This window comes from Microbacterium psychrotolerans (genome assembly GCF_031085295.1).
Lineage (GTDB): Bacteria > Actinomycetota > Actinomycetes > Actinomycetales > Microbacteriaceae > Microbacterium > Microbacterium psychrotolerans.
The window spans coordinates 301,316-325,265 of the sequence record NZ_JAVFWO010000002.1; the positions used below are offsets into that span (position 1 = coordinate 301,316).

20 protein-coding genes are annotated in these 23,950 nt (G+C 70.2%); 13 read left to right on the forward strand and 7 right to left on the reverse strand.

Annotated features, from left to right (window positions below; translation table 11 throughout):
• Window positions 1-15: 15 nt before the first annotated feature.
• The 3 genes from Q9R08_RS06120 to Q9R08_RS06130 form a co-directional block, all read right to left on the reverse strand.
• On the reverse strand, window positions 16-1,116 hold the full coding sequence (locus Q9R08_RS06120; protein ID WP_308866995.1) for a GNAT family N-acetyltransferase: 1,101 nt from the start codon (window positions 1,114-1,116) through the stop codon (window positions 16-18).
• Complete coding sequence (locus Q9R08_RS06125; protein ID WP_308866996.1) at window positions 1,109-2,191, reverse strand: GNAT family N-acetyltransferase; 1,083 nt, start codon at window positions 2,189-2,191, stop codon at window positions 1,109-1,111. The genes Q9R08_RS06120 and Q9R08_RS06125 overlap by 8 nt, the downstream gene beginning before the upstream one ends.
• A gap of 83 nt (window positions 2,192-2,274) precedes the next feature.
• The gene (locus Q9R08_RS06130) at window positions 2,275-2,529 is read right to left on the reverse strand and encodes a hypothetical protein (RefSeq protein WP_308866997.1); all 255 of its coding nucleotides are present in this window, start codon (window positions 2,527-2,529) and stop codon (window positions 2,275-2,277) included.
• A 483-nt stretch (window positions 2,530-3,012) separates the two neighbouring features.
• Here Q9R08_RS06130 and smc point away from each other — a divergent pair, with 483 nt between their 5' ends.
• The 4 genes from smc (at window position 3,013) to Q9R08_RS06150 (ending at window position 8,812) form a co-directional block, all read left to right on the forward strand.
• Entirely contained in the window at window positions 3,013-6,561 is a 3,549-nt protein-coding gene (smc, locus tag Q9R08_RS06135; protein ID WP_308866998.1) for a chromosome segregation protein SMC, read from the forward strand.
• Between the two features lie 62 nt (window positions 6,562-6,623).
• Complete coding sequence (locus Q9R08_RS06140; RefSeq protein ID WP_308866999.1) at window positions 6,624-7,331, forward strand: hypothetical protein; 708 nt, start codon at window positions 6,624-6,626, stop codon at window positions 7,329-7,331.
• A 26-nt stretch (window positions 7,332-7,357) separates the two neighbouring features.
• The gene (gene ftsY, locus Q9R08_RS06145) at window positions 7,358-8,230 is read left to right on the forward strand and encodes a signal recognition particle-docking protein FtsY (RefSeq protein WP_308867000.1); all 873 of its coding nucleotides are present in this window, start codon (window positions 7,358-7,360) and stop codon (window positions 8,228-8,230) included.
• Window positions 8,231-8,311: 81 nt separating this feature from the next.
• Window positions 8,312-8,812, forward strand: a complete 501-nt coding sequence (locus tag Q9R08_RS06150) for a DUF2004 domain-containing protein (RefSeq protein ID WP_308867001.1) — start codon at window positions 8,312-8,314, stop codon at window positions 8,810-8,812.
• Window positions 8,813-8,821: 9 nt separating this feature from the next.
• On the opposite strand, the gene lipA is transcribed toward Q9R08_RS06150, so the two are convergent.
• Both lipA and lipB read right to left on the reverse strand, forming a co-directional pair.
• Window positions 8,822-9,871: a lipoyl synthase gene (gene lipA, locus Q9R08_RS06155; RefSeq protein WP_308867002.1), complete on the reverse strand. Its 1,050-nt coding sequence runs from the start codon at window positions 9,869-9,871 to the stop codon at window positions 8,822-8,824.
• Window positions 9,868-10,506, reverse strand: a complete 639-nt coding sequence (gene lipB, locus Q9R08_RS06160; RefSeq protein WP_308867003.1) for a lipoyl(octanoyl) transferase LipB — start codon at window positions 10,504-10,506, stop codon at window positions 9,868-9,870. Before lipB ends, lipA begins: the two co-directional genes overlap by 4 nt.
• Window positions 10,507-10,633: 127 nt before the next feature.
• On the opposite strand from lipB, the gene Q9R08_RS06165 reads away from it, so the two are divergent.
• The 4 genes from Q9R08_RS06165 to ffh all read left to right on the forward strand — a co-directional run bounded on the left by Q9R08_RS06165 (window position 10,634) and on the right by ffh (window position 14,483).
• Window positions 10,634-11,623 (forward strand): TetR family transcriptional regulator, encoded by a 990-nt coding sequence (locus Q9R08_RS06165; RefSeq protein WP_308867004.1) that lies wholly within the window; start codon window positions 10,634-10,636, stop codon window positions 11,621-11,623.
• Between the two features lie 63 nt (window positions 11,624-11,686).
• Window positions 11,687-12,370: a hypothetical protein gene (locus tag Q9R08_RS06170; RefSeq protein ID WP_308867005.1), complete on the forward strand. Its 684-nt coding sequence runs from the start codon at window positions 11,687-11,689 to the stop codon at window positions 12,368-12,370.
• Entirely contained in the window at window positions 12,367-12,873 is a 507-nt protein-coding gene (locus tag Q9R08_RS06175) for an RNA polymerase sigma factor (protein WP_308867006.1), read from the forward strand. Before Q9R08_RS06170 ends, Q9R08_RS06175 begins: the two co-directional genes overlap by 4 nt.
• A gap of 44 nt (window positions 12,874-12,917) precedes the next feature.
• Window positions 12,918-14,483, forward strand: coding sequence for a signal recognition particle protein (ffh, locus tag Q9R08_RS06180; RefSeq protein ID WP_308867007.1), 1,566 nt, complete (start codon window positions 12,918-12,920; stop codon window positions 14,481-14,483).
• Between the two features lie 114 nt (window positions 14,484-14,597).
• On the opposite strand, the gene Q9R08_RS06185 is transcribed toward ffh, so the two are convergent.
• Window positions 14,598-15,761, reverse strand: coding sequence for a glutamate--cysteine ligase (locus Q9R08_RS06185; protein WP_308867008.1), 1,164 nt, complete (start codon window positions 15,759-15,761; stop codon window positions 14,598-14,600).
• A gap of 192 nt (window positions 15,762-15,953) precedes the next feature.
• On the opposite strand from Q9R08_RS06185, the gene rpsP reads away from it, so the two are divergent.
• From rpsP to Q9R08_RS06205, 4 genes are all read left to right on the forward strand, one after another.
• Complete coding sequence (rpsP, locus tag Q9R08_RS06190; RefSeq protein ID WP_308867009.1) at window positions 15,954-16,376, forward strand: 30S ribosomal protein S16; 423 nt, start codon at window positions 15,954-15,956, stop codon at window positions 16,374-16,376.
• 4 nt (window positions 16,377-16,380) lie between these two features.
• Entirely contained in the window at window positions 16,381-16,611 is a 231-nt protein-coding gene (locus Q9R08_RS06195; RefSeq protein WP_045276246.1) for an RNA-binding protein, read from the forward strand.
• Window positions 16,612-16,660: 49 nt separating this feature from the next.
• On the forward strand, window positions 16,661-17,284 hold the full coding sequence (gene rimM, locus Q9R08_RS06200; protein WP_308867671.1) for a ribosome maturation factor RimM: 624 nt from the start codon (window positions 16,661-16,663) through the stop codon (window positions 17,282-17,284).
• A 100-nt stretch (window positions 17,285-17,384) separates the two neighbouring features.
• Window positions 17,385-21,449 (forward strand): bifunctional nitrate reductase/sulfite reductase flavoprotein subunit alpha, encoded by a 4,065-nt coding sequence (locus Q9R08_RS06205; RefSeq protein WP_308867011.1) that lies wholly within the window; start codon window positions 17,385-17,387, stop codon window positions 21,447-21,449.
• Window positions 21,450-21,628: 179 nt separating this feature from the next.
• Here the strand turns inward: Q9R08_RS06205 and Q9R08_RS06210 are convergent, their stop codons facing one another.
• A complete protein-coding gene (locus tag Q9R08_RS06210; protein ID WP_308867012.1) occupies window positions 21,629-23,062 on the reverse strand; it encodes an MFS transporter in 1,434 nt (477 codons plus the stop codon).
• Between the two features lie 183 nt (window positions 23,063-23,245).
• Between Q9R08_RS06210 and trmD the strand changes: the two genes are divergently transcribed.
• Window positions 23,246-23,947, forward strand: coding sequence for a tRNA (guanosine(37)-N1)-methyltransferase TrmD (trmD, locus tag Q9R08_RS06215; RefSeq protein ID WP_308867013.1), 702 nt, complete (start codon window positions 23,246-23,248; stop codon window positions 23,945-23,947).
• Window positions 23,948-23,950: the final 3 nt, after the last annotated feature.

The window sequence follows — 23,950 nt, forward strand, 5'->3', positions numbered from 1 at the left end:
CGGCCAGCGGTGCGATCACACCGCGAGAACCTTCTTCCACGCACCCGCGTACGACGCGGGCACGAACCCGATCGTCTCGTTGATGTCGAGCATGTGGCGGTTCTCCTCGGCGTTGAACGTCGAGACCCGCGGCGACTCGGGCACGAGCTCCCGCCAGCGCAGCAGATTCGCGCACTTCACGATGGTGCCGAGGCGGTGGCCACGGTGCTCCTTCACGACGAGCGTTCCGAACTGCTGGGTCGCCCCGGCACGGTCTTCACCGATGGCGAGCTCGTTGTATGCCGCGATCCGCCCGGTGGGCACGTGCAGCACGGCGGCCACCGAGACGGTGAGTCCCTGAGCCTTCAGCCGGGCGTCGCGACGCTCGACGCGCGCCGCGTCCCAGTGCTGCTCGTCGATGACCAGGCCGCCCGCCGGCACGTCGGTCGACATGCGCGAGATCGCGTAGGCGAACCCGTCGACGTGCTCCGGCGGCGTCGGCGACGTCCACTGGATCGAGCGGTACTCCTCGCCGGCGATCGCCAGAGCCTCGTCGAGCATGCGCTCGACGAGCGAGAGGTCGCCGGTGAGGTCGAACACGCTGTTGCGCTCCACCTGTTCGAGCGTGAAGCCGCTCGCCAGCTGGAACTGCGTCTGCGGATCCTCCGCGGGTACCGAGCCCCATCCGGTCGACGGCTCGAGACGTGCACCGTCCGTGTGCGGGCGATGCAGCGTCCACGTCTGGATCGTGCCGAGCCCGCGTTCCCGGGCCTCACGCTCGACCTCGGCGAGGAGGACCTCCTCGATGCCGTGGCCGCGGTGCGGCGGGTCGACCATGAGATCGAACTCTACGGTGCTCGCGTCCGGCTGGTTGGAGATCATGAGCTTCACGGCGCCCAGCACGTCTTCGCCGCGGATCGCGGCGAACCCGAGCTGGGTCCAGTCGGTCTGGTCCTGCCAGAACCCGAGCATCTCCTCGGGCTCTTCGTGCAGGTAGTCGTGGCCGGCGTCCGCGAGGCAGACCGCGTTGGCGATCCGCACCATCTCGAGGAACAGGCGTGCGTCCGCGGCAGCGGCCGTCTCGGGGACGGGGATCCGCTGGACGGTCACGACGGTGGTCTCGGCGAGATCAGTCATGGAGCACCTTCTTCCATGCGCCCTCGTACGCGACCGGCTCGAAGCCGATCGCCTCGTTGATGTCCAGCATCGGTCGGTTCTCCTCTGCGTTGTAGGTGATGACGCGCGCGGACGCGGGCGCCACGTCGCGCCAGGACAGGAGCCCGGCGCACTTCACGAGCGTGCCGAGCTTGTGCCCGCGGTGCTCCTTGAGGACGAGGGTGTCCTCCTGATGGGATGCCTCGGTGCGGTCCTTGCCGATCACCAGCTCGTTGAACGCGCACAGCTTGCCGGTCTCGATGTGCTGCGCCGCGGTGACCTGGATGGTGCGGCCGGACGACGTGTAGCGGCCGTCGTGCTCGGCGATGCGGGCGGCGTCCCATGTCTCCTCAGCGAACTCGAGAGCGGCCGAGGGTGCATCGGTCGACATCCGGGACTTCATCCAGGCGTAGCCCGCGACGAACTCCTCGGGGGTCGGGGCGAACCACTGCACGACGCGATAGTCGGGTGAGGCGGCCTGCGCTTCGGCGAGCAGCTTTTCGACGCCCGCGAAGGAGCCGGTCAGATCGAAGGCGCTGTTGCGTTCCACCTGCTCCAGCGCGTACCCGTGACGCAGGTAGAACCGCGCGACGTGGTCCTCGGGGATCGCACCGAACCCGGTGGGCGGCGCGAGCTGCGGTCCGGGAGCGGCGGGATGCTCGGCCCACGACTGCAGCACGGTGCGGCCGTACTCGCGCGCAGTCTTCTCGACAAGCTCGTAGGCGGCGGAGCCGATACCCCGACCCCAGGTCTCGCGCAGCAGCTCGATCAGCCAGAACGCGGCGTTCGATCCCTCCTCATGAGGGATGTCGACGCCGACCCGGCCGATGATGGCGCCGTCGTCGACGATCACCCAGGACAGGCGGGTCTCGTACTCGGTGGGCCGATAGTGGGGGAGCAGTTCGTCGGCGGCGATGCGGTGATCGTCGTGCCCGGAGATCTCCCGGTAGATGACGTTGCGGACCCGGACCATCTCGACGAAGTCGGCGGCGTCCGGTCCGTCGATCGAGGCGGGTACGACGAGGGGGCGGAATTCCAGCCCCGTGATGGTGGTCATGTCAGCGCGTCCTTGCGAGGTCGATGCGGATGGTGGAGGTGTGGGGTCCGCCGCCCGGGTGCGGGCGGCGGACCCGGTGGCCGTCACGGCCGGGGTGCGAGGCTGGCCTCGCGGAGGTAGGTGCGTTCACGCTGCGCGGTGGCCTCCTGGTGCCGGTACGTGTGAGCGTGCCGGCGGCGGTCGTCCGCGAGCCGCGGGGTGCGGGTGCTCCACAGCAGCAGCCTCAGGCCCACGTGCAGGGCGAGGCGGTCCAGGAGCGAGGTCCGGGTGTCGCGGCTCGGGAGCCGCAGCGTATCGGGAAGCCCCGACGGGCGCTGCGGCGCAAGGAGAGTATTCATGATTGCTCTTTCCGGTTGTGAAAGGGATGCCTCGGCCGGCGCCGGAGGCGGGGGATGTCATGCCGCAGCACGACGGGACGAAGGCAGGAGTGCGCTCAGCACCGCGAAGCGGATGCGGCGCAACAGACGGGTATCGCCCGAGAACGGGCAGACTCGTCCCCTGCGGGGATCAGATGGCGGCGGGGAAGCGGCCGCTCAGCACAGCGCCGAAGGAGAAGGTCCCCGACGCGACGGCACGAATCGCTCCGCCATCACGGGCGGCGATTCCAGTGGGATTCATCAGCATCATCGGGGGACCTCCTTTCTCGACTTCAGACGCGGAGAGTCACGCTAGCGCGTGCCGGATGCCGGCGTCAAGCGAATTCGCAGATTCGGTCTTCGCATGGCGTGTCGCGGCATCCGGGTCCTGCGGCCGGTCTGCCGGGCGACGGGGCCGCGCTCCGGTAGCGTAGGCGGGTAATCGACCGGGTGGGGGGCGGATCCATGCACCTGAAGAGCGTGACGCTCAAAGGGTTCAAGTCGTTCGCCCAGCCGACGACCTTCGCCCTCGAGCCCGGGGTGACGTGCATCGTGGGCCCTAACGGCTCCGGCAAGTCCAACGTCGTCGATGCTCTCGCCTGGGTGATGGGGGAGCAGGGCGCGAAGACGCTCCGCGGCGGCAAGATGGAGGACGTCATCTTCGCCGGCACGGCGACGCGCGGTCCCCTCGGTCGTGCCGAGGTGCAGCTCACGATCGACAACAGCGACGGTGCCCTCCCCATCGAGTACGCCGAGGTCACCATCAGCCGCACGCTGTTCCGCAACGGCACCAGCGAGTACGCCATCAACGGCGAGTCGTGCCGCCTGCTCGACGTGCAGGAGCTGCTGAGCGACACCGGCCTCGGCCGCGAGATGCATGTCATCGTGGGTCAGGGACGGCTCGACAGCGTGCTGCAGGCGACTCCCGAAGATCGCCGAGGCTTCATCGAGGAGGCCGCCGGCATCCTCAAGCACCGGCGTCGCAAGGAGAAGACGCTCCGCAAGCTCGACGCGATGGAGGCCAACCTCACGCGACTGAGCGATCTCGCGGGCGAGCTGCGCCGGCAGCTGAAGCCGCTGGGCCGGCAGGCCGAGATCGCCCGTGAGGCGGCGACCATCGCCGCGGTCGTGCGCGACGCGAAGGCGCGGCTGTTCGCGGACGAGATCTCGGGCCTCCGCGCCGAGCTGGCGTCGCACGCGCAGAGCGAGCAGGAGCGTCACGCCGAGCGGATGGTGCTGCAGGACCGGCTGGACAACGTGCGGGCGCGCATCGAGCAGCTGGAGAACGACCAGCGATCCGAGAGCGTCGACCGTGCTCGTCGCGTCGCCTTCGGGCTCGAGCGCGCACAGGACCGCCTGCGCAGCCTCTACGCACTCGCCGGCCAGCGTCTCGCGCTGCTCGGGGACGCCGAGGACGAGGAGCGCCTGGAGCTCACCACCGTGTCGCAGGCGATGATCGACGAGGCCCGCACCGAGATCGACGACGTGTCGGACGGCCTGGGCGCCGCGCAGGACGCCGCCGCCGCGGCCGCACGCGACGTCGTGCGCGCGCGCGCCGAGCTCGACGCCCTCGATTCCGATATCGCCGCGCAGAGCGCTCTCGTCTCCGAGCACGACATGAGGATCACCGCACTGCGCGGCACGGCCGAGGCTGCGGCATCCGCCCTCGCCGCCGTCCAGACCGCGGTCGAGCGCCAGCAGAAGGCGCTGGATGCCGCGCTGGCGCGTCGCGCCGAGGCCGAGGAGACCCTCGCCGGTGTCGACCCCGACCTCGTGCCGGACGCGTCGACGGCCGACCATGCCGCCGCCTACGAGCGTGCACAGCGCGATGCCGCCGAGGCGGAGGCGTCGGTGGCGTCGTTGCGTGAGCGGCTGCACGCCGCGGAGCGGGAGCGCGAGGCGCTGACCGCGCAGACGGCCGCGCTGAGCCGCGCGCTGGATGTCAAGAACGGCGCGTCCGCACTGATCGCGCAGGGCCGCGACGGTGTTCGTGGCCTCGTCGGGGACGCGGTGCAGGTGCGATCCGGGTTCGAGGCCGCGATCGCGGCCGTGCTGGGCCCCATCGCCGAGGGGGTGCTGGTCGCCGATCGCGAGAGCGCCTTCGCCGTGGCAGACGCGGCGCGTGACGCCGAAGCCGGCATGGTCGACATCGTCATCGCGTCGGCGGGCATGATGCGACCTGAGTTCCCGCAGCTGCGCGGGGTCGTCCCTGCGCGCGAAGTGGTGACGGCGCCTGAAGGCGTGCTCGGCCTGCTCTCGTACGTCGTGGTCGTCGACGACCTCGAGACGGCCCGGGAAGCCGGACCGGTGCTCGCGAGCGCAGAACTCGGCGGACCGCTCACGCTCGTGACCCGCCGCGGCGAGGTGTACACCGAGTACTCGCTCCGCGCAGGTGCAGGATCGTCCTGTTCCCGGCTGGAGCTGGCAGCTGAGCGGGACGCCGCGGCCGAGCGCCGCGACGAGATCACGGTGGTGGCCGAGTCGCTGCGAGAGGCGCTCGGCGATGCCACCCGAGAGCTCGACTCCGCACGCCTGCGCACCAAGACGGCGCTGGCGACGCTCCGTGAACACGACGCAGCCCTCGCCGCCCACGCCGAGCAGGTGAACCGCGCGACTGTGCGGCATGAAGCGGCCGTCGCCGAGTGCGAACGTCTCGCCGCGGGCCTCGCGCAAGCCGCCGCGGCGGTCGAAGAGGCCGAGGGCTCTGCGCGCTCGGCGCAGGATCAGCTCAACGCTGCGCTCGAAGCTCCCCGGCCCATCCTGGATGCGTCGGCCCGCGACGGCATGCTCGCCGCACTCGAAGCGGCCCGCGACGCCGAGATGGCTTCGCGTCTCGACGTCGAGACGCTCCGCGAGCGCATCCGCGCCGGTGAGGCGCGGGTCGCGGGGCTCGAACGCCAACGGGAGCGCGAACGCGAGGCCGCCGCCGAGGCGGCGCGCCGGGCGGTGGTGCGCCGGGCCCAGCGTGAGATCGCAGCCGGCGTCGCCGGGCAGCTGCCCGCAGTGATCGACTCGGTCTCCCGCTCGCTGGCTCAGGCGCGGGCGGAGCTCGCCGCCGCCGAGTCGGAGCGCACCGCGGTGACCGCCGAGCTCGGCGAACTCCGCGCCCAGGAGAGCTCGGCGCGGGAGCGACTGGCCGGCCTGACCGAGAGCGTGCACAACCTCGAGTTGCAGATCCACGAGAAGCGGCTGCACGTGGGCGGTCTGCTCGCACGCGTGCAGTCCGAGCTCGGCCTCGACGAGGACATTCTCATTTCGGAATATGGGCCGGACCAGCCCGTTCCACTCCATGCGACGACTCAGCCCGCCGAGCCGGACGCGGAGGGCACGGAGGCGGATGCGATCCCCTACGACCGCACCCAGCAGCGGCGCCGACTGCAGGAGGCCGAGCGGAAGCTGACGCAACTCGGTCGGGTGAACCCGCTCGCGCTCGAGGAGTTCGAAGCCCTCGAGCAGCGGCACAAGTTCATGACCGAGCAGCTCGCGGACCTCACTCAGACCCGCAAGGATCTGCTGACGATCATCGAAGAGCTCGACGAGCGCATGCAGTCGATCTTCCTCGCGGCGTTCGAAGACACGAGGGTCGCCTTCGGCGAGGTGTTCCCGATCCTGTTCCCCGGCGGAACGGGGTCGATCACGCTCACCGACCCCGACTCCCCGCTCACCACCGGCATCGAGGTGGCCGTCCGACCGGTCGGCAAGAAGATCGAAAGGCTCTCGCTGCTCTCCGGCGGCGAGCGTTCTCTTGCCGCGGTGGCGCTCCTGACGGCGATCTTCAAGGCGCGGCCGAGCCCTTTCTACATCCTGGACGAGGTGGAGGCCGCGCTGGACGACGCCAACCTCGGCCGCCTTCTGGGAGTCTTCGAGCAGCTGCGCGAATCGAGCCAGCTCATCGTCATCACGCATCAGAAGCGCACGATGGAGATCGCCGACGCGCTCTACGGCGTGTCGATGAGGCAGGACGGCGTGTCGGCCGTCGTCGGTCAGCGCATCGTGGAACGCGTGGCCTCCTGATCGCTGCGTGGGCTCCGCAGGCAGCCTGCGCGGACGCCAGGGCTGGGGAGTAGCGTTCGCCTATGCACACCTCTGCGCGCGCGGTGATCGCCGGACTGCTGCTGTCGGCGTTCGCGCTGACCGGGTGCTCGCCGTTTCCACCGGGTGCGCGGCTGCTGTCGCCTGAGCCCTCCGACACCGCCTCGCCGGACGCCGCCGAGACGCCTGAGCCTGCGGACGACGCCGGCACTCCACCGACCGAGATCACCTTCGCGGCGGGCGCGGAGCTGGACCCCGCGCTATGGACGGTGGGCTGGGACGATCGGCTGATGGCCGCCGACGAGCGTTTCACGGCATCGTCGCCCGACGACGGCAACGGCAGCTGGGCCTATCTGGATGGACAGACCCAGTGCACCGTCGCCTTCTACCAGGGCGCCATCACCGACCTCGAGCTCGGAGCGGACGATCGCGAGAGCACCGACAACATGCTCGCCGCGGTGCTCAGCACGCAGATCCCCGGCGTGACGGGCGCAGACGTGAGCGCCAATGCGTCGGACGACTACGTCGCCCAGACGACGCAGGAGGGGACGGTCGACATCCGCATGGTCGGCGGCACTGGCGGCGCGGGCGGCGACGACGCGAGCTGGAGCGAGTTCGGGCGCACGTTCGGCACCCTCGGCACGTCACTGGTCGTGAATGTGGAGTGCCCGCCAGGACAGGACGTCGCCACCGAGGTGACCGACCTGCTGGGCAGCTACCTGGGCATCGCGGTGGCGCCCGCGTCGGGGTGAACGGCGCGGGCACTTAGGCTGGGGGGATGGCAGACAGCTCCTGGTCGCTCGGCCGTGCGCTGCGCGGCATGTTCGTCAAGCCCACGATCGATGAGACGACCTGGGAAGACCTCGAGACGGCGCTCCTCACGGCGGACTTCGGCCCCGACATCACCGAACGCATCATCGACGAGCTGCGCGAGAAGGTCGAGCGGTATCGCACGACCGACCCGCGCGACCTGCAGCGGATGCTGAAGGAGACGCTCGAGGAGCACTTCGCGAAGTTCGACACCACCCTGCGCCTCACCGAGCGACCGGCCGTCGTGCTCGTCGTCGGCGTGAACGGCGTCGGCAAGACCACGACCATCGGCAAGTTCGCGAAGTTCCTGCAGCGCTACGGGCGCTCGGTGGTGGTCGGTGCGGCCGACACCTTCCGTGCCGCGGCCGTCGACCAGCTCGCGACGTGGGCCGAGCGGGGCGGAGCGGCGATCGTCCGGCCGCAGCAGGAGGGCCAGGATCCGGCATCCGTCGCCTTCCAGACCATCGAGTACGCCAAGAGCACGGGCACCGAGATCGTGCTCGTCGACACGGCCGGCCGCCTGCACACCAAGGGCGGGCTCATGGACGAGCTCAGCAAGATCCGACGCGTGATCGAGAAGCAGGCGCCCATCAGCGAGGTGCTCCTGGTGCTCGACGCCACGACCGGTCAGAACGGCGTCATGCAGGCGCAGGCGTTCCTGGAGCACGCGGGCGTCACGGGCCTGGTCCTCACCAAGCTCGACGGCTCGGCCAAGGGCGGCTTCGTACTCGCCGTGCAGGAGCGCACCGGGATTCCGGTGAAGCTGCTGGGCCAGGGCGAGGGCATCGGCGACCTCACGGGCTTCACCCCGCACGTGTTCGCGGCGGCTCTCGTCGACTGATCCGACCGCCGCCGCGGACCGAATTCGCGCCATGCCGTGTTCGGGCTATCGCCGACGGGCTCGTTGCGGTTTCATGGGGTCATGGCGATCGAGCACGACTACTTCGGACTCCTGGAATCGGGGCCTGACGGATCGATCTTCTGGTCGGAGAACGTCGAACTCGGAGACCAGTCCGTCACGGTGGATCTCACGGCGCCCGACCAGGACGACGTCTCCGAAGCGGCCCTCGACGTCGCCGCCGCGCTCATCTCGTCGATCGAGGACATCGACCGCAGCGCGCGCAACGGCATGGTGAACGAGCTGAACGATCGCACCAGCGAGGTGACCGAGTACATCCTGCAGCAGCAGGAGACGCTGGGAGAAGCGCTCGAGGACACGCTCGTCGACATCTCGGGTGACGTCCAGATCGACGTCATCCGCTCGCTCCAGCTCATGAGCATGACGATCCTCGCTGACGAGCACGGCGGCTCGGACCCGTTCGCGGTGCTGGAGTACGCGCTCGATCCCGACGCCACCGACGATGTGCTGCTGGTCAACCTGGATTCCGACGGGGCCGTGCTGTCGGTCACGAGCGCGGATTGACCGCCGCCGTCACACCGCCTGCGCGAAGCCGCGCTCGACGTGGACGTCCTCGGCGATGTGCGCGAGGTGCGCCGGGATCTCGCGACCCTTGGACAGCATCGACTGCGCCCAGAGGCGGCCCGCACGGTACGACGAGCGCACCAGGGGACCGGCGAGCACTCCGAGGAATCCGATCCGCTCGGCCTCCTCTTTGAACTCGACGAACTCCTGGGGCTTGACCCACCGCGCGACGGGCAGGTGACGGGGCGACGGGCGGAGGTACTGGGTGATGGTGATGATGTCGGTGCCGGCGGCGTGGAGGTCCTCGAGGGCCTGGACGACCTCCTCGGGCTCTTCCCCCATGCCCAGGATGAGGTTCGACTTGGTGATGAGGCCCGCATCGCGCGCCTGGGTCAGCACGTCGAGCGAGCGCTCGTAGCGGAAGGCGGGCCGGATCCGCTTGAAGATGCGAGGGACCGTCTCGACGTTGTGTGCGAAGACCTCGGGGCGGCTCTCGAACACCTCGCCCAGCAGCGCCGGGTCGCCGTTGAAGTCGGTGGCGAGGATCTCGACGCCCGTGTTCGGATTCATCGCGTGGATCTGCCGGACGGTCTCGGCGTGGAGCCACGCGCCGCCGTCCGGCAGGTCGTCTCGCGCCACGCCGGTCACGGTGGCGTAGCGCAGGTTCATGCGCACGACGCTCTCGGCCACGCGGCGGGGCTCGTCGGTGTCGTAGTCGGCGGGCTTGCCGGTGTCGATCTGGCAGAAGTCGCAACGCCGCGTGCACTGCGACCCGCCGATGAGGAAGGTGGCCTCGCGGTCCTCCCAGCACTCGTAGATGTTGGGACAGCCGGCCTCCTGGCACACGGTGTGAAGCTCCTCGGTCTTCACGAGCGAGTGCAGCGCCTGGTACTCGGGCCCCATCTTGGCCTTGGTCTTGATCCACTCCGGCTTGCGCTCGATCGGAGTCTGCGCGTTGCGCACTTCGAGCCGCAGGAGCTTCCGTCCGTCAGGACCGGAGGGAGCGGATGCCGCGTCCGGCGTGCCCGCCGCGCCCGGCCCGCTGCTGCACGCGCTCATGCCGGCACCCCGGCGAAGTCGGCGGCGAACACGCGGCTCACCGTGTCGATCACGTCGCTCGGCGCGATCTCCGCGCCGGCGACCTCGCTGATCGTCGTCACTCCGGCATCCGTGATCCCGCACGGGATGATGCCGCGGAAGCCGGCGAGGGAGTTGTCGCAGTTGAGCGCGAAGCCGTGCATCGTCACCCCGCGCTGCACGCGCACGCCGATCGCGGCGACCTTGTCCTCGCCCAGCGGGCGGCGCACCCACACGCCGCTGCGTCCTTCGACCCGGTAGCCCTCCACGTCGTACTCGCCCAGCACGTCGATGAGCAGCTGCTCGAGGCGGCGCACGTGGGCGACGACGTCGACGGGTTCGGTGAGCCGCACGATCGGGTAGCCGACGAGCTGTCCCGGCCCATGCCACGTGATCTTGCCGCCGCGGTCGACATCGACCACCGGCGTGCCGTCGGTCGGGCGCTCATGCCGCGCCGTGCGAGCGCCCGCGGTGTAGACGGGCTCGTGCTCGAGCAGCAGCAGTGTGTCGGGTCGCGTACCCGTCACCACCTCGGCGTGGATGCTGCGCTGCAGAGCCCAGCCGTCGAGGTACGGCACGTAGTCGGGGGAGAGGCCGACCGTCTGGATGTCGAGCATCGCGCTCCTTCACTCGTTCGCTCGTGGCGATTGATGGATTGCGTCCAACAATACATCCGCGTCGCGACATGCACGGCGCATCCGGCAACTCCGATGCCGCGCGCTGCACCGGTCATAAGGTGGCTTCATGTCCACCGAGCCGCGCGCGGGACGACCGAAGGCGTCGTCGCGCGAGACCATCGCCGAAGCGGCGTGCGAGCTGTTCCTCGAGCAGGGCTACGAGCAGACCTCGATCGCCGACATCTCCAGCCGCGCCGGCGTCAGCCGGTCGAGCTTCTTCAACTACTTCTCATCCAAGTCCGACGTGCTGTGGGCCGGGCTCGACGAGCGACTCCTCGCCTTCGAGGGGCGTCTGGGCTCCGACGAGGAGGCGGATGCCGTCGCCGCCGTCCGCGCGGCGACCCTCGCCATCTCCGAGGGCTTCGCGCCCGACAGCCTGGCGCTGGGCATCGTGAACGCGACGGCGATGGGACTCGAGGCCGAGTACGAGCGAGACGCCGCCCTCCGCCGGGCGCGCGTGGCGAGGTCGGTCGCGACGCGGTTCGTCCGTGCCGGCTCGGATCGCGTGCACGCCGAGGTCGCCGGCGCCGCGTGGGGCGGAGCCGTGCTCGCCGCCGTCGAGGCGTGGGCCCACGACGGTGCCGGACGCACCGCGCTCGCGCGCTTCCTGGCGCGTGCCGCGGACGCCGCTCAGGTCGTCAGACCCATGCGCGCCGGAGAGGTGCGGCAGCTGCGCGTGGTGGTAGAGGCACCCGACTTCGAGGACGCCCTCCGCTTCTACCGCGACGTCGTCGGGATGCCGCAGGCCGAGGCGTACGAGGCCGAGGGCGGCGCCCGTGTGGCGATCCTCGACGCGGGGCGCGCGACCCTCGAGCTGTCGAACCCGGCACAGGTCGCCTTCATCGACCGTGTGGAGACGGACGGCGATGCGCCGAGCGAGCGCATCCGGCTCGCACTCGAGGTGGAGGACTCGACAGCCGCGGCGGATCGGCTGGCGGCCGGGGGAGCGGCGGTCGAGGCATCCGCCCGCGAGACTCCCTGGCGCTCGGTCAACGCGCGGCTTCGCGGGCCGGCCGACCTGCAGCTGACGCTCTTCCAGGAGCTCGGGCCGCAGTAGCCAGGACGAAACGCCGGGTGCCGGACACGTACGGAGTGAGACCACCCCGACGATGGAGGCACCATGACCCGCGACGCGTTCGATGATCTGCTCGACCGCTCGGCTCCGGCGACCCGCGAACCGCTCGACGCCGACCTCGCCGCGATGATCGCCGAGGCCCGCACCGAGGTTCCGCGTCCGCGTCGACATCGGATCGCGATCGCCTCCGGAGTCCTCGCGATCGCCCTCGTCGGCGGAGCGGGCGTCGCGGTGGCGACTGATGGCTTCAGCTGGGCGCCGTGGGCGCAGGACCCCGTGGGCGCCGTGTCGTTCTCGATGTCGAACGGGTTCGACTGCGAGCTGCGGTTCTCGCGATACACGGCAGGATCGGATCCCGCGTTCCTCGCCGACGTCAACCGCACTCTCGAGGACTGGTACCGCGCGACGGATGTCGTTGGCCGAGCACAGGCTCGCATTCCACAGCAGCAGGAGGATCTCGCTGCAATGAGGACAGCCGAGGAGAAGGCGGAACTCGATGCCCAGCTGGCGGAACTGTCGCCGCAGGAGCGTGCCGAGGCGATCGCGCACAACGCCTGGGCGGATGAGTGGATCGCGTGGGAGCTCGTGGTGAGCGACCTCGAGACGGCGGCGCTCCGGGAGGCCGGATTCGCGGTGCCCGACGAGCGATTCGTCGGCAGCGAGCGCGGCTCGCAGATCCAGTGCTTCGACGAAGACGGGGAGCCCTACGGTATGGGTGCCGGTTCGTGAGCCGCGACGAGCGACGGCTCACGACGGCGCTGCGCGAGGCATCTGGCGACCTTCTCGCCTACCTGCAGCGGCGCGTCGGGAACGACGACGCCCCCGATCTTCTCGGCGAGACGATGGTCGTCGCCTGGCGACGGGTCGGCGACCTTCCCGACGACCCGGAGCGAGCGCGGATGTGGTTGTTCGGCATCGCCCGTAAGACGCTCCTCAATCACGCGAGGGGCGAGCGTCGCCGCTGGGCGCTGGCCGATCGCATCCGCGGACAGGTGACGACGGATGCCGCGGCCGCGGCCGCCGACGAGGGAGCCGAGGTGCGCGACGCCATCGCCCGCCTGCAGCCCGATCTCGCGGAGCTCGTGCGGCTCGTCCACTGGGAGCGCTTCTCCATCGCGGAGGCCGCCGAGGTCCTCGGGGTCCCCGCATCCACGGCTCGCGGCCGGTATGCGCAGGCGAAGGACGTGCTGCGCGCCGCGCTGGATGCGGGCATCGTCGTGCCTGGTCGCTGAGCGGCGGCGGGAGGCGGCATCCGCTCGCGTAGAATCGGGGGATCATGGCGACTTTCGGCACCCTCTCCGACCGGCTCACCGAGACCTTCCGCAGCCTCCGCACCAAGGGCAAGCTCACGCCCGCGGACGTCGACGGCACGGTCCGCGAGATCCGGCGTGCCCTGCTCGACGCCGACGTGGCGCTGCCCGTCGTCAAGGAATTCACCGCCAAGGTGCGCGAACGCGCCCTCGGCGACGAGGTCAACCGGGCGCTGAACCCCGCGCAGCAGGTCGTCCAGATCGTCAACGAGGAGCTCGTGGCGATCCTCGGCGGCGAGCAGCGTCGCCTGCAGTTCGCCAAGAACCCGCCGACCATCATCATGCTGGCGGGCCTGCAGGGTTCGGGAAAGACGACGTTCGCCGGCAAGCTCGCCCGTCAGCTCGAGAAGGACGGCCACACGCCGCTCCTCATCGCCGCCGACCTCCAGCGCCCCAACGCCGTCAACCAGCTGCAGGTCGTCGCCGAGCGCGCCGGTGCCGCGATCTACGCGCCCGAGCCGGGCAACGGCGTCGGCGACCCGGTCAAGGTCGCCCGCGACGGCGTCGAGGTCGCGCGCCGCCAGCAGCACGACGTCGTCATCATCGACACCGCCGGCCGTCTCGGCGTCGACGCCGAGCTCATGAAGCAGGCCGCCGACATCCGCAAGGCCACCGATCCGGACGAGGTGCTGTTCGTCATCGACGCGATGATCGGACAGGATGCCGTCAACACGGCGAAGGCCTTCCAGGACGGCGTCGACTTCACCGGCGTCGTGCTCTCGAAGCTCGACGGCGACGCCCGCGGCGGTGCCGCCCTCTCCGTCGCCTCGGTGACGGGCCGCCCGATCATCTTCGCCTCGACGGGCGAGGGCCTGGACGACCTCGAGGCCTTCCACCCCGACCGCATGGCGTCGCGCATCCTCGACCTCGGTGACATCCTCACCCTCATCGAGCAGGCGCAGCAGGCGTTCGACGAGGAGGAGGCGCTCAAGGTCGCGGAGAAGCTCGCGACCGAGCAGTTCACGCTCGAGGACTTCCTCGCCCAGATGCAGCAGATGCGCAAGATGGGCTCGATGAAGAAGATGCTCGGGATGCTCCCGGGCATGGGCTCCATGAAGGATCAGCTCGAGAACTTCGACGAGCGCGAGATCGACCGCACCGAGGCGATCATCCGCTCGATGACCCCCGCTGAGCGCCGCAACACCAAGCTCCTCAACGGCTCCCGCCGGCTGCGCATCGCGCGCGGCTCGGGCATGACCGTCACCGACGTCAACCAGCTCGTGCAGCGTTTCGAGCAGGCCGCGAAGATGATGAAGACCGTCGCACGCGGTGGCGTGCCGAACATCCCCGGAATGGGGCCGATCCCCGGCGCCGGCCGGCCGGGCGCTTCGTCCAAGCGCGGCAAGCAGCAGAAGGCGAAGGGCTCGCGTTCGGGCAACCCCGCCAAGCGCGCGGCCGAGAACGCCGGCATCGCGGCTCAGGGCGCCGAGGCACCCACCGGCTCGGGCTTCGGGCTCGGCGCCGGCGGTGCGAAGGGCGCCCCGACCGAGGCGGACCTGGCCGAGCTGCAGAAGATGCTCGGTCGCGGCTGACGCCGCATCAGCCGGCTGCCCCGGCCGCGGCATCCGCCCCTTCCAGGACGAGCTCAGGTGATGTCGCCGGCGTAGGCCCCGGCATGGCAGCCTCCTGCGAAGCGAGAATGCGGGTCAGTGGCCGAGCGTGGCCAGGTGCTCGCGCAGCGTGGGGCCGGAGCGGAACTCGCCGACCAGGTGGCGCACCACCTCGCGGAGGTCGCCGTCGGCCGCATCGGCCACGGCGAGCTGGCGGGAATAGCTCGCGCCGCCCGTGAGAATGGCCTCTATGCCCGCCAGCTCGCGGGCGCATTTGAGGTCGTCGGCGATGTCTCCGATCTCGGCCAGCGTCTCGCGCAGGTGCTCGGTGACGAGGCGCTGGGTGCCGTGATGATCGACGATCACACGGGCGTCGAGTCCGTAGCGGGCGGCGCGCCACTTGTTCTCGCGGACGAACCAGGGCTGGATCGTCTCGAGCGGCAGGCCCTCGTCGAGACGGCGGGAGAAGTGCTCGACCAGCAACTGCACCAGGGCGGCGACCGCGGCCAGCTCGGGGAGTGTCGACATGCCGTCGCACGCGCGCACCTCGATGGTTCCCCAGCGAGGTGCCGGGCGGATGTCCCACCGCACCTCCGTGGCGTCCTCCATGACTCCGGTGCCGACCATGTCGTCGAGATAGCCCTCGAACTCGCTCCAGTTCTGGAGCGGCCACGGCAGGCCCGCGGTGGGCAGCTGCTGGAAGACGAGCGCCCGGTTCGACGCATAGCCGGTGCGCTCACCGGCCCAGAACGGGCTCGACGCCGACAGCGCCTGCAGGTGAGGCAGGTATACCGCGAGGGCGTTGATGATCGGGAACACCTTGTTGACGTCATCGACGCCGACGTGCACGTGGATGCCCCAGATCATCATGTTGCGACCCCACCACTGCGTGCGCTCGATGAGCTTGTGATAGCGGGTCTTGTCGGTGACGCTCTGGTCGTACCACTGCGCGAACGGATGGCTGCCTGCACAGAGGAGGTCGACGCCGTGCGGGTCGGTGTAGGTGCGCACCTCGGCGATGGCGTCGGCGATGTCGTCGACGGCGGCCGCGACGGTGTCGCCGATGCCGCTGGTCACCTCCACGGTGTTCGTGAGCAGCTCGCCGGTGACGGTGTACCGCTCGAGGCTGGAGCGCTCTTCGAGTGCGGCGAGCAGATCCGGCCCACGCGGGATCAGGTCCCCGGTCGCGGTGTCGGCGAGCATGAGCTCCCACTCGAGGCCCACCGACGAGCGGGCGGATGTCGCGAAGGGCACCGTCATGCGCACAGTCTGGCACGCACGTGTCTGGACTCCGGTGGTTCGCGGCATGGTGCGTCATCTGGCAGAATAGAGGGCTGGACCACACGCTCGACCCTCTATCCAGCGTCGTGCTCCTCCTCTGAGCTCCCGCCGGGTGTGCACCCCACGCTCCAGGCGACAGGTTCGTTCGCTTTCCACACATTCAGGAGAATCGTGGCTGTCAAGATCCGTCTCAAGCGCCTCGGCAAGATCCGTGCGCCCTACTACCGCATCGTCGTGGCCGACTCGCGCACCAAGCGCGACGGCCGTGTCATCGAAGAGATCGGCAAGTACCACCCCACCGAGGAGCCCTCGTTCATCGAGGTCGACTCGGAGCGTGCCCAGTACTGGCTGAGCGTCGGCGCGCAGCCCACCGAGCAGGTGCGCGCGCTCCTCAAGCTCACCGGCGACTGGGGTCAGTTCAAGGGCGACAAGAACGCGGTCTCGACCGTGAAGACCCGCGAAGAGAAGCCTGCGTTCGAGATCGACTCCTCGAAGAAGTCGGTCGTGAAGCCGAAGGCCGAGAAGAAGGCCGAGGCCGCCGAGGCTCCCGCCGCCGAGGCGACCGACGAGGCCGCCGCCGAGTCCGCAGAGTAATCCGTTGCTCGCCGCCGCGCTCGAACACGTCGTCAAGGGGATCGTCGATCACCCGGACGACGTCCGCATCGACTCGTCCACGTCGCCTCGCGGCGACGTGCTCGAAGTGCACGTCCACCCCGATGACCGGGGTCGCGTGATCGGGCGCGGCGGCCGCACGGCCAAAGCCCTGCGCACCCTCATCAGTGCCCTCGCCGACGGACGCCGCGTGCGCGTCGACGTCGCGGACGACTGAGGTGTCAGGCGAGAACACCGCGGGATCGGGCGCAGACGCCCGCAAGCCCGTGAATGCCGTTCCCCCCGCGGGCAAGACGCAGCTCCGTGTCGGTCGCCTCGTCAAGGCGCACGGGCTCAAGGGGGCCATCAAGCTCGAGCTGTACACCGACGACCCCGAGGGCCGCTTCGTCCCCGGTGCCACGTTCACCCTCCAGGTTCCCGAGTCGTCGCCCTGGCACGGCAAACCGCTCACGGTGCGCGAGTTCCGCTGGATGAACAGCCACCCGGTCGCCTTCTTCGAAGACGTCGACGACCGCGACGCCGCAGAGGCGCTCATCCGCGCCATCCTGTGGGTCGATGAGGACATCCAGGCCTCGCCGGCCGAGGAGGACGCCTGGTTCGATCACCAGCTCGTCGGACTTGACGTCGTGCGCGACGGCCAGGTCGTCGGCAAGGTCGCCCGGGTGGATCACTTCCCCGCGCAGGACCTGCTCATCGTGAAGGTTCGCGACGACGAGGTGCTGGTGCCGTTCGTCAAGGCGATCGTGCCGGAGGTCGACATCGCGGCCGGGCGCGTCATCGTGACACCGCCCGCGGGCCTCTTCGAGGATCTCCCCGAGGACGACAACGACGACGACGACGATGCGGCGGACACCTCCGCCGCAGTCGACGACGACGACACCGCTCGCTGACCCGTCTCACGCGGGCCCGCCGGTGCCCGTGCGGCAGATGTGATCTGCGGGAAACACGGCGGGAAACGCCCCGGAACCTCCATCCCGGATCATCGGAGGCATGGGCGAAGTACGCACCGTGTGCTCCTACTGCGGCGTCGGCTGCGGTATCTCGGTGACGACCTCTCACGCCGGGGCCGGGCAGCCGCTCACCATCGCGAAGGTCGCCGGCGACCGCTCCCACCCCACCAACGCCGGCCGGCTCTGCACCAAGGGCGCGACCCACGCGGAGCTGATGCAGGCTCCGGGCCGCATGACCTCCGCACACGTGCGCGGCGCACGAGGGGAGCCGGCCGAGCCCGTCGCGCTGGCTGATGCCGTGACGGATGCCGCCACGCGCCTGCGCGCGATCCTCGACGAGCACGGGCCCGACGCCATTGCGATGTACGTGTCGGGACAGATGAGCATGGAGGCGCAGTACCTGTCGAACAAGCTCGTGAAGGGCTACGTGCGCGGCATCCACATCGAGTCGAACTCCCGCCTGTGCATGGCGTCGGCCGGGACCGGCTACAAGCAGTCGCTCGGTGCCGACGGCCCTCCCGGCTCGTACGAGGACTTCGACCACGCCGACCTGTTCTTCGTGATCGGATCGAACACGGCCGACTGCCACCCGATCCTGTTCCTGCGGATGGCCGACCGGCTCAAGCAGGGCGCGAGGCTCATCGTCGTCGACCCGCGCCGGACCACCACGGCCGACCGTGCCGATCTCTTCCTGCAGATCGCCCCCGGAACCGACCTCGCCCTCCTCAACGGCCTGCTGCACCTGCTCGTGGAGGCGGGCGACATCGACGAGAAGTTCATCGCGGCCCACACCGAGGGCTGGGAGCATATGGCGGAGGTCCTCGCCGAATACCCACCCGCGCGCGTCGCGGAGCTCACCGGCCTCGCCGAGGACGACATCCGCACGGCCGCCCGCTGGATCGGGGAGGCCGACGAGTGGATGACGCTGTGGACCATGGGCCTCAACCAGTCCACCCATGGCACCTGGTCGACCAACGCGATCTGCAACCTCCACCTCGCGACGGGCGCCATCTGCCGGCCGGGGAGCGGGCCGTTCTCGCTGACGGGCCAGCCGAACGCGATGGGCGGGCGCGAGATGGGGTACATGGGCCCCGGCCTTCCCGGGCAGCGCGCCGTCTTCAGCGCGCCGGACCGCGCCTTCGTCGAAGAGGTCTGGGGGCTGGAGCCCGGGTCGATCCGCGCCGAGTCCGGGGCCGGCACCATCGACATGTTCCGCCGCGCCGCCGAGGGCGAGATCAAAGCGGTGTGGATCATCTGCAGCAATCCGGTCGCCTCGGTCGCGAACCGCAAGACGGTGATCGAGGCGCTGGAGAAGGCGGAGCTGGTCATCGTCCAGGACGTGTACACCGAGACCGCCACCACCGCTTACGCCGACATCCTGCTGCCCGCCACGCTGTGGGTGGAGGCCGACGGCGTCACCGTCAACAGCGATCGCACGCTCACGCTCGTGCGCGACGTGCTGCCCGCTCCGGGCGAGGCCCAGCCGGACTGGCTGACGATCTGCCAGGTGGCGCGGGCGATGGGGTTTCCCGGCTTCGACTTCGCCTCGAGCGATGAGGTGTTCGACGAGATCCGCCGCTTCTGGAACCCGCAGACCGGGTGGGACCTGCGCGGCGTCACGTACGAGCGGCTGCGCGAGACGCCGGTGCAGTGGCCCGCGCCGCCTGAGGACGCCGCGACGCGGCATCCGATCCGGTACCTCAACGACGGGGTGAGCCAGTCTCTGCACGTCGAGGACGACGGCACGGTGCCCCGCCTCGCCTTCGCGACCCCGTCGCGCCGCGCACAGTTCCTGGCGCGCCCGCACCTGCCTCCTGCGGAGCTGCCCGACGACGACTATCCGTGGGTGCTCAACACGGGCCGGCTGCCGCACCACTGGCACACCCTGACGAAGACGGGCCGCGTCGCGAAGCTGGCGAAGCTGCACCCCGGCCCGTTCGTGGAAGTGCACCCCGTCGACGCCGAGCGGCATGGGATCGCGGCGGGCGACCTCGTCGAGGTCGCATCGCGCCGCGGCCGCTTCGTCGTGCCCGCAGTGCTCACCGATCGCGTGCAGCCCGGGGCGCTGTTCGCCCCGTTCCACTGGAACGACGAGCACGGCGAGTACGTGACCGTGAACGCGGTCACCAACGACGCGGTGGACCCGCTGTCGGCCCAGCCCGAGTTCAAGTTCGCCGCCGTGACGCTGCGGCGCGTGGGGCCGCCGCCGGGCACGGCCGCGACGGGTTCCGCCGACGAGGCGCTGGCCGCCGCCGGGGTCGACCTCGCGCCGCCGGCGCTCGACGATCTCGAAGGCGCCTACCTCGTGGGGTTCCTGTCGACGGTGCGCTCGGCGGTGCTCGCGCCCGGTGAGGTTCCCGTGCTGCCCGTCGAGGCGCCGCTCGGTGCGCGAGCGCGAGCCTGGTTCGACGGCGTGCTCGCCGGCGCCTTCTCGCGCACCACCGTCGGCGGCGGGATGCCGGCGGCCGCGGCCCAGGACGAGGTCGTGGTGCTGTGGGGATCGCAGACGGGCAACGCCGAGGAGTTCGCCACCGCGGCGACCGCGGCGCTCGGTGCACGCGGCATCCCGGCGCGTGCCCGGAGCATGGCCGAGCTGCGCGCGTCGGACCTGACCGCGGTGCGCCGGCTGCTCGTCGTCACGTCGACGTTCGGCGACGGCGGCCCGCCCGACAACGCGGTGGCGCTCTGGCACGAGCTGAACGCGGACGGCGCCCCCGAGCTGTCCGGGCTGCGCTACGCGGTGCTCGCCCTCGGCGACTCGAACTACGACGACTTCTGCGGTCACGGCCGCCGGTTCGACGCGAGACTCGGCGAGCTCGGCGCGACAGCTCTGCTCGAGCGCGTGGACCTGGAACCGGATGCCGACGAGCCGCGTGCGGCATGGCTGGCGCAGATCCTCGAGACGCTCGCGGCGGAGGGTGCGGACACCGCGTCGTTCGGCGGCGGGGGCGGGGGAGCACTCGGGCTCCAGGCGCCGCCCGCCCGGCGGTTCTTCAGCCGTTCGAACCCGGTGGGCGCGACGCTCGTGCGCAACGACCTGCTCAGCGGACCGGGCTCGCAGAAGGAGGTGCGACGCATCGCGTTCGACCTCTCCGACACGGGCGCGCGGTACGAGGCCGGCGACTCGCTCGGCGTGGTGTGCTCCAACTCGCCCGGCGTCGTCGCAGAGTGGATCGAGGCCACCGGGATCGCGCCCCACACGATCGTCGAACTCGACGGCCAGGAGCGGACCTTCGTGGACGCTCTGCGCACGCGACTCGACATCACCAAGACACCGCTCGACCTGGTCCGGTTCATCGCCGAGCGCAGTGGCGACGGCACGCTGTCGGCGCTGCTCCGCCGCGAGAACAAGGGCCGTCTCGAGCAGTTCCTGTGGAGCCAGCAGGCTGTCGACCTCGTGCGCGACTTCCCGGTGACGGCCACCGCCGCCGACTGGGTCGGCGTGCTCAAGCGGCTGCAGCCGCGCCAGTACTCGATCTCGTCTAGTCCCAAGAGCGACCCCGATACCGTCGAGCTGACGGTCTCGGTCGTGCGTTTCGAGACGGAATCGGGCCGCGCGCGCGGCGGCGTGTGCTCGACGTTCCTGGCCGACGGCGATGCGGCCACGGCTCCTGTGTACCTGCAGCGATCTCCTGCCTTCCGCCCGCCCGCTGCCGGTGACACGCCGATGATCATGATCGGGCCGGGCACCGGCGTCGCGCCGTTCCGAGGGTTCCTGCACGATCGCCGGGCAGACGGGCACACCGGCCGTAACTGGCTCTTCTTCGGGGAGCAGCACGCGGCGACGGACTTCTACTATCGCGAGGAGCTCGAGGAGATGCGCGAGGACGGCTTCCTCACGCGCCTGGACCTCGCCTTCTCGCGCGACCAGCGGCAGAAGATCTACGTCCAGGACCGCATGATCGAGCACGGTGCGCGGCTGTGGCGCTGGCTCGAGGAGGGCGCCCACGTCTACGTGTGCGGCGACGCGACGCGCATGGCGAAAGACGTCGACGCGACGCTGGTCGCCATCGCGCAGCAGCACGGCAAGCTCTCGGAGGAGGCGGCGATGGAGTACACGCGCGCTCTCGCCGCCGAGGAGCGCTACGTCCGCGACGTGTACTGACCTGCCCTCCGAACGCCGGGAATCGCGAACGGGAGGTTTCCGCACGCTGGGACGTGCGGAGACCTACCCTTCGCGACTCCATACGAGCGGAGATCTATCCTTTCGCGGATCCTGCCGACGACCACGAAAGAGCGGATGCCTCGATTCGAGGCATCCGCTCTTCTGGTGACGACGTGCGGTCAGATGCGCTGCTTCGCCAGCGACGGCCGCGGGATGACGTAGACGAACAGGGTCAGCAGGAGCAGACCGACGTAGGCGGCGACGAAGCCCACGAACGCGGCCGAATAGCCGCCGGTCGCCAGCTGCGACGCGTTCAGCACCTGCGGCACCAGGAAGCCGCCGTACGCGCCGATCGCCGAGATGAGGCCGAGTGCCGCGGCCGACTTGCGCTGCATCTTGACGGCCTCGGGCGTGCCCGGAGCGAAGCCCTTGGCGATCGTGCGGGCGGCGAAGATGCTCGGGATCATTCGGTAGGTGGAGCCGTTGCCCATTCCGGTCGCGGCGAAGAGCACCAGGAAGCAGGCGAGGAACACCGCGAAGTTGCGCAGCGGCAGCGTCCAGACGAGCGTGAGCGCGCCGAGCGCCATCACCGCGAAGGCGCACACGGTGACCCGCGCGCCGCCGAAGCGGTCCGCGAGACGACCGCCGTAGGGACGGGCGAGCGAGCCGACGAGCGCGCCGAGGAACGCCAGCGAGACGGCGGCCTGGCCGACCTGGATGGTCGAGAACTCCGGGAACTGGTCGGCGATGAGCTTGGGGAACACGCTCGCGAAGCCGATGAACGAGCCGAACGTGCCGATGTAGAGCACGGCCATGATCCACAGGTGCGGTTCGCGCAGGGCTGCGGCGGAGCTGCCGAAGTCGGCCTTCGCAGACGACAGGTTGTCCATGTAGCGCCACGCGCCGAACATCGCCACCAGGATCAGCGGGATCCACATCCATCCGGCGAGGGAGATGTTGAGGGTGGCACCCGCGCCGATGGTCACCGCGATCGGGACCGCGAACTGCGCGACCGACGTGCCGAGGTTGCCGCCCGCGGCGTTGAGGCCGAGCGCCCAGCCCTTCTCCCTCTGCGGGAAGAAGTACGTGATGTTCGCCATCGAGCTCGCGAAGTTGCCACCACCGACACCGCCGAGCGCCGCCACGAGAAGCAGCACCCCGAACGGCGTGTCGGGGTTGCCGACCACGATGCCGAGGAGCACGGCCGGGATCAGCAGGAGTCCTGCCGACACGATCGTCCAGTTGCGGCCGCCGAAGATCGCCACCATGAACGTGTACGGAAAGCGAAGGGTCGCGCCGACGAGGCTCGGCAGCGAGATGAGCCAGAACGACTCAGAGCTCGTGAGCTGGAAGCCCGCCGCCGGGAGCATGACGACGACGATGCTCCACAGCTGCCAGATGATGAACCCGAGGAACTCGGCGAAGATCGACCACCCGAGGTTGCGCCGCGCGATGGCGCGACCCTCTCCGAGCCAGAATGTCGCGTTCTCGGCGTTCCACCCGTCGATCCAGCGCCCGGGGCGATGAGCGAGGGCGACCGGCGCATCGGCCGGCGAGGTGGTGCGGGGCGATGATGCGGTATCCGTCAACGACGGCGAATCGGTCGTGGTCATGGCGCCTCCCTGAGGGTGAGCAAACACGTGGGGGTGAGTGTGTCTCCACGTTAGGAACGCGGTGTTTCCGCCCGTCGGCCCGTGCGGTTACTTCTCGATCACTTCTGCGTCACCGCCGGCCCCGCGCCGAGGTGGATGCGCCGTCACACGCCGGAAACACGGCGGCCTCCTAGACTCGGAGGCATGCGCGTCGACATCGTCACGATCTTCCCGACGTTCTTCGACGTGCTCGGGGTCTCGCTGATCGGGAAGGCCCGTGACCGCGGCATCCTCGACATGCACGTCCACGACCTGCGCGACTGGACGCACGACCGCCACCGCACCGTCGACGACACCCCGTACGGCGGCGGCGCGGGCATGGTGATGAAGCCGGAGCCGTGGGGCGAGGCGCTCGACGAGCTGCTGAGCGACGATGCCGTGCTTCTGGTGCCCTCGCCCGCCGGGGAGCTGTTCTCGCAGCCGATGGCGCGGGAGCTGGCCGAGGAGAAGCACCTCGTCTTCGCCTGCGGACGCTACGAGGGGATCGACCAGCGCGTCGTGGATCATTACGCCGCGCGCGGGCGCGTGAGACTCGTCAGTCTCGGAGATTACGTGCTCAACGGCGGCGAAGTGGCCGCGATGGCGGTCATCGAGGCGGTGTCGCGCCTCATCCCCGGCGTGGTCGGAAACCCCGAGAGTCTCGTGGAGGAGTCGCACGAGCTGGGCCTGCTCGAGTACCCGAGCTACACCAAGCCCGCCGAGTGGCGGGGCATGGAGGTTCCTCCGGTGCTGCTCAGCGGCAACCACGGAGCGATCGCCGCGTGGCGGCGAGAGCAGAGTCTCGAGCGCACGCGGGCGCACCGCCCCGATCTGCTGCCGGAGCCCGAGCCCGAGTCGGCGCCCTGACAC

Coding starts and splice junctions, on each gene's coding strand:
- trmD (WP_308867013.1), top strand. CDS start 23,246: ATGCGCGTCGACATCGTCACGATCTTCCCGACGTTCTTCGACGTGCTC.
- Q9R08_RS06125 (WP_308866996.1), bottom strand. CDS start 2,191: ATGACCACCATCACGGGGCTGGAATTCCGCCCCCTCGTCGTACCCGCC.
- Q9R08_RS06150 (WP_308867001.1), top strand. CDS start 8,312: ATGGCGATCGAGCACGACTACTTCGGACTCCTGGAATCGGGGCCTGAC.
- smc (WP_308866998.1), top strand. CDS start 3,013: ATGCACCTGAAGAGCGTGACGCTCAAAGGGTTCAAGTCGTTCGCCCAG.
- Q9R08_RS06140 (WP_308866999.1), top strand. CDS start 6,624: ATGCACACCTCTGCGCGCGCGGTGATCGCCGGACTGCTGCTGTCGGCG.
- Q9R08_RS06185 (WP_308867008.1), bottom strand. CDS start 15,761: ATGACGGTGCCCTTCGCGACATCCGCCCGCTCGTCGGTGGGCCTCGAG.
- lipB (WP_308867003.1), bottom strand. CDS start 10,506: ATGCTCGACATCCAGACGGTCGGCCTCTCCCCCGACTACGTGCCGTAC.
- Q9R08_RS06170 (WP_308867005.1), top strand. CDS start 11,687: ATGACCCGCGACGCGTTCGATGATCTGCTCGACCGCTCGGCTCCGGCG.
- Q9R08_RS06165 (WP_308867004.1), top strand. CDS start 10,634: ATGTCCACCGAGCCGCGCGCGGGACGACCGAAGGCGTCGTCGCGCGAG.
- Q9R08_RS06210 (WP_308867012.1), bottom strand. CDS start 23,062: ATGACCACGACCGATTCGCCGTCGTTGACGGATACCGCATCATCGCCC.
- ffh (WP_308867007.1), top strand. CDS start 12,918: ATGGCGACTTTCGGCACCCTCTCCGACCGGCTCACCGAGACCTTCCGC.
- Q9R08_RS06205 (WP_308867011.1), top strand. CDS start 17,385: ATGGGCGAAGTACGCACCGTGTGCTCCTACTGCGGCGTCGGCTGCGGT.
- lipA (WP_308867002.1), bottom strand. CDS start 9,871: ATGAGCGCGTGCAGCAGCGGGCCGGGCGCGGCGGGCACGCCGGACGCG.
- ftsY (WP_308867000.1), top strand. CDS start 7,358: ATGGCAGACAGCTCCTGGTCGCTCGGCCGTGCGCTGCGCGGCATGTTC.
- Q9R08_RS06130 (WP_308866997.1), bottom strand. CDS start 2,529: ATGAATACTCTCCTTGCGCCGCAGCGCCCGTCGGGGCTTCCCGATACG.
- Q9R08_RS06120 (WP_308866995.1), bottom strand. CDS start 1,116: ATGACTGATCTCGCCGAGACCACCGTCGTGACCGTCCAGCGGATCCCC.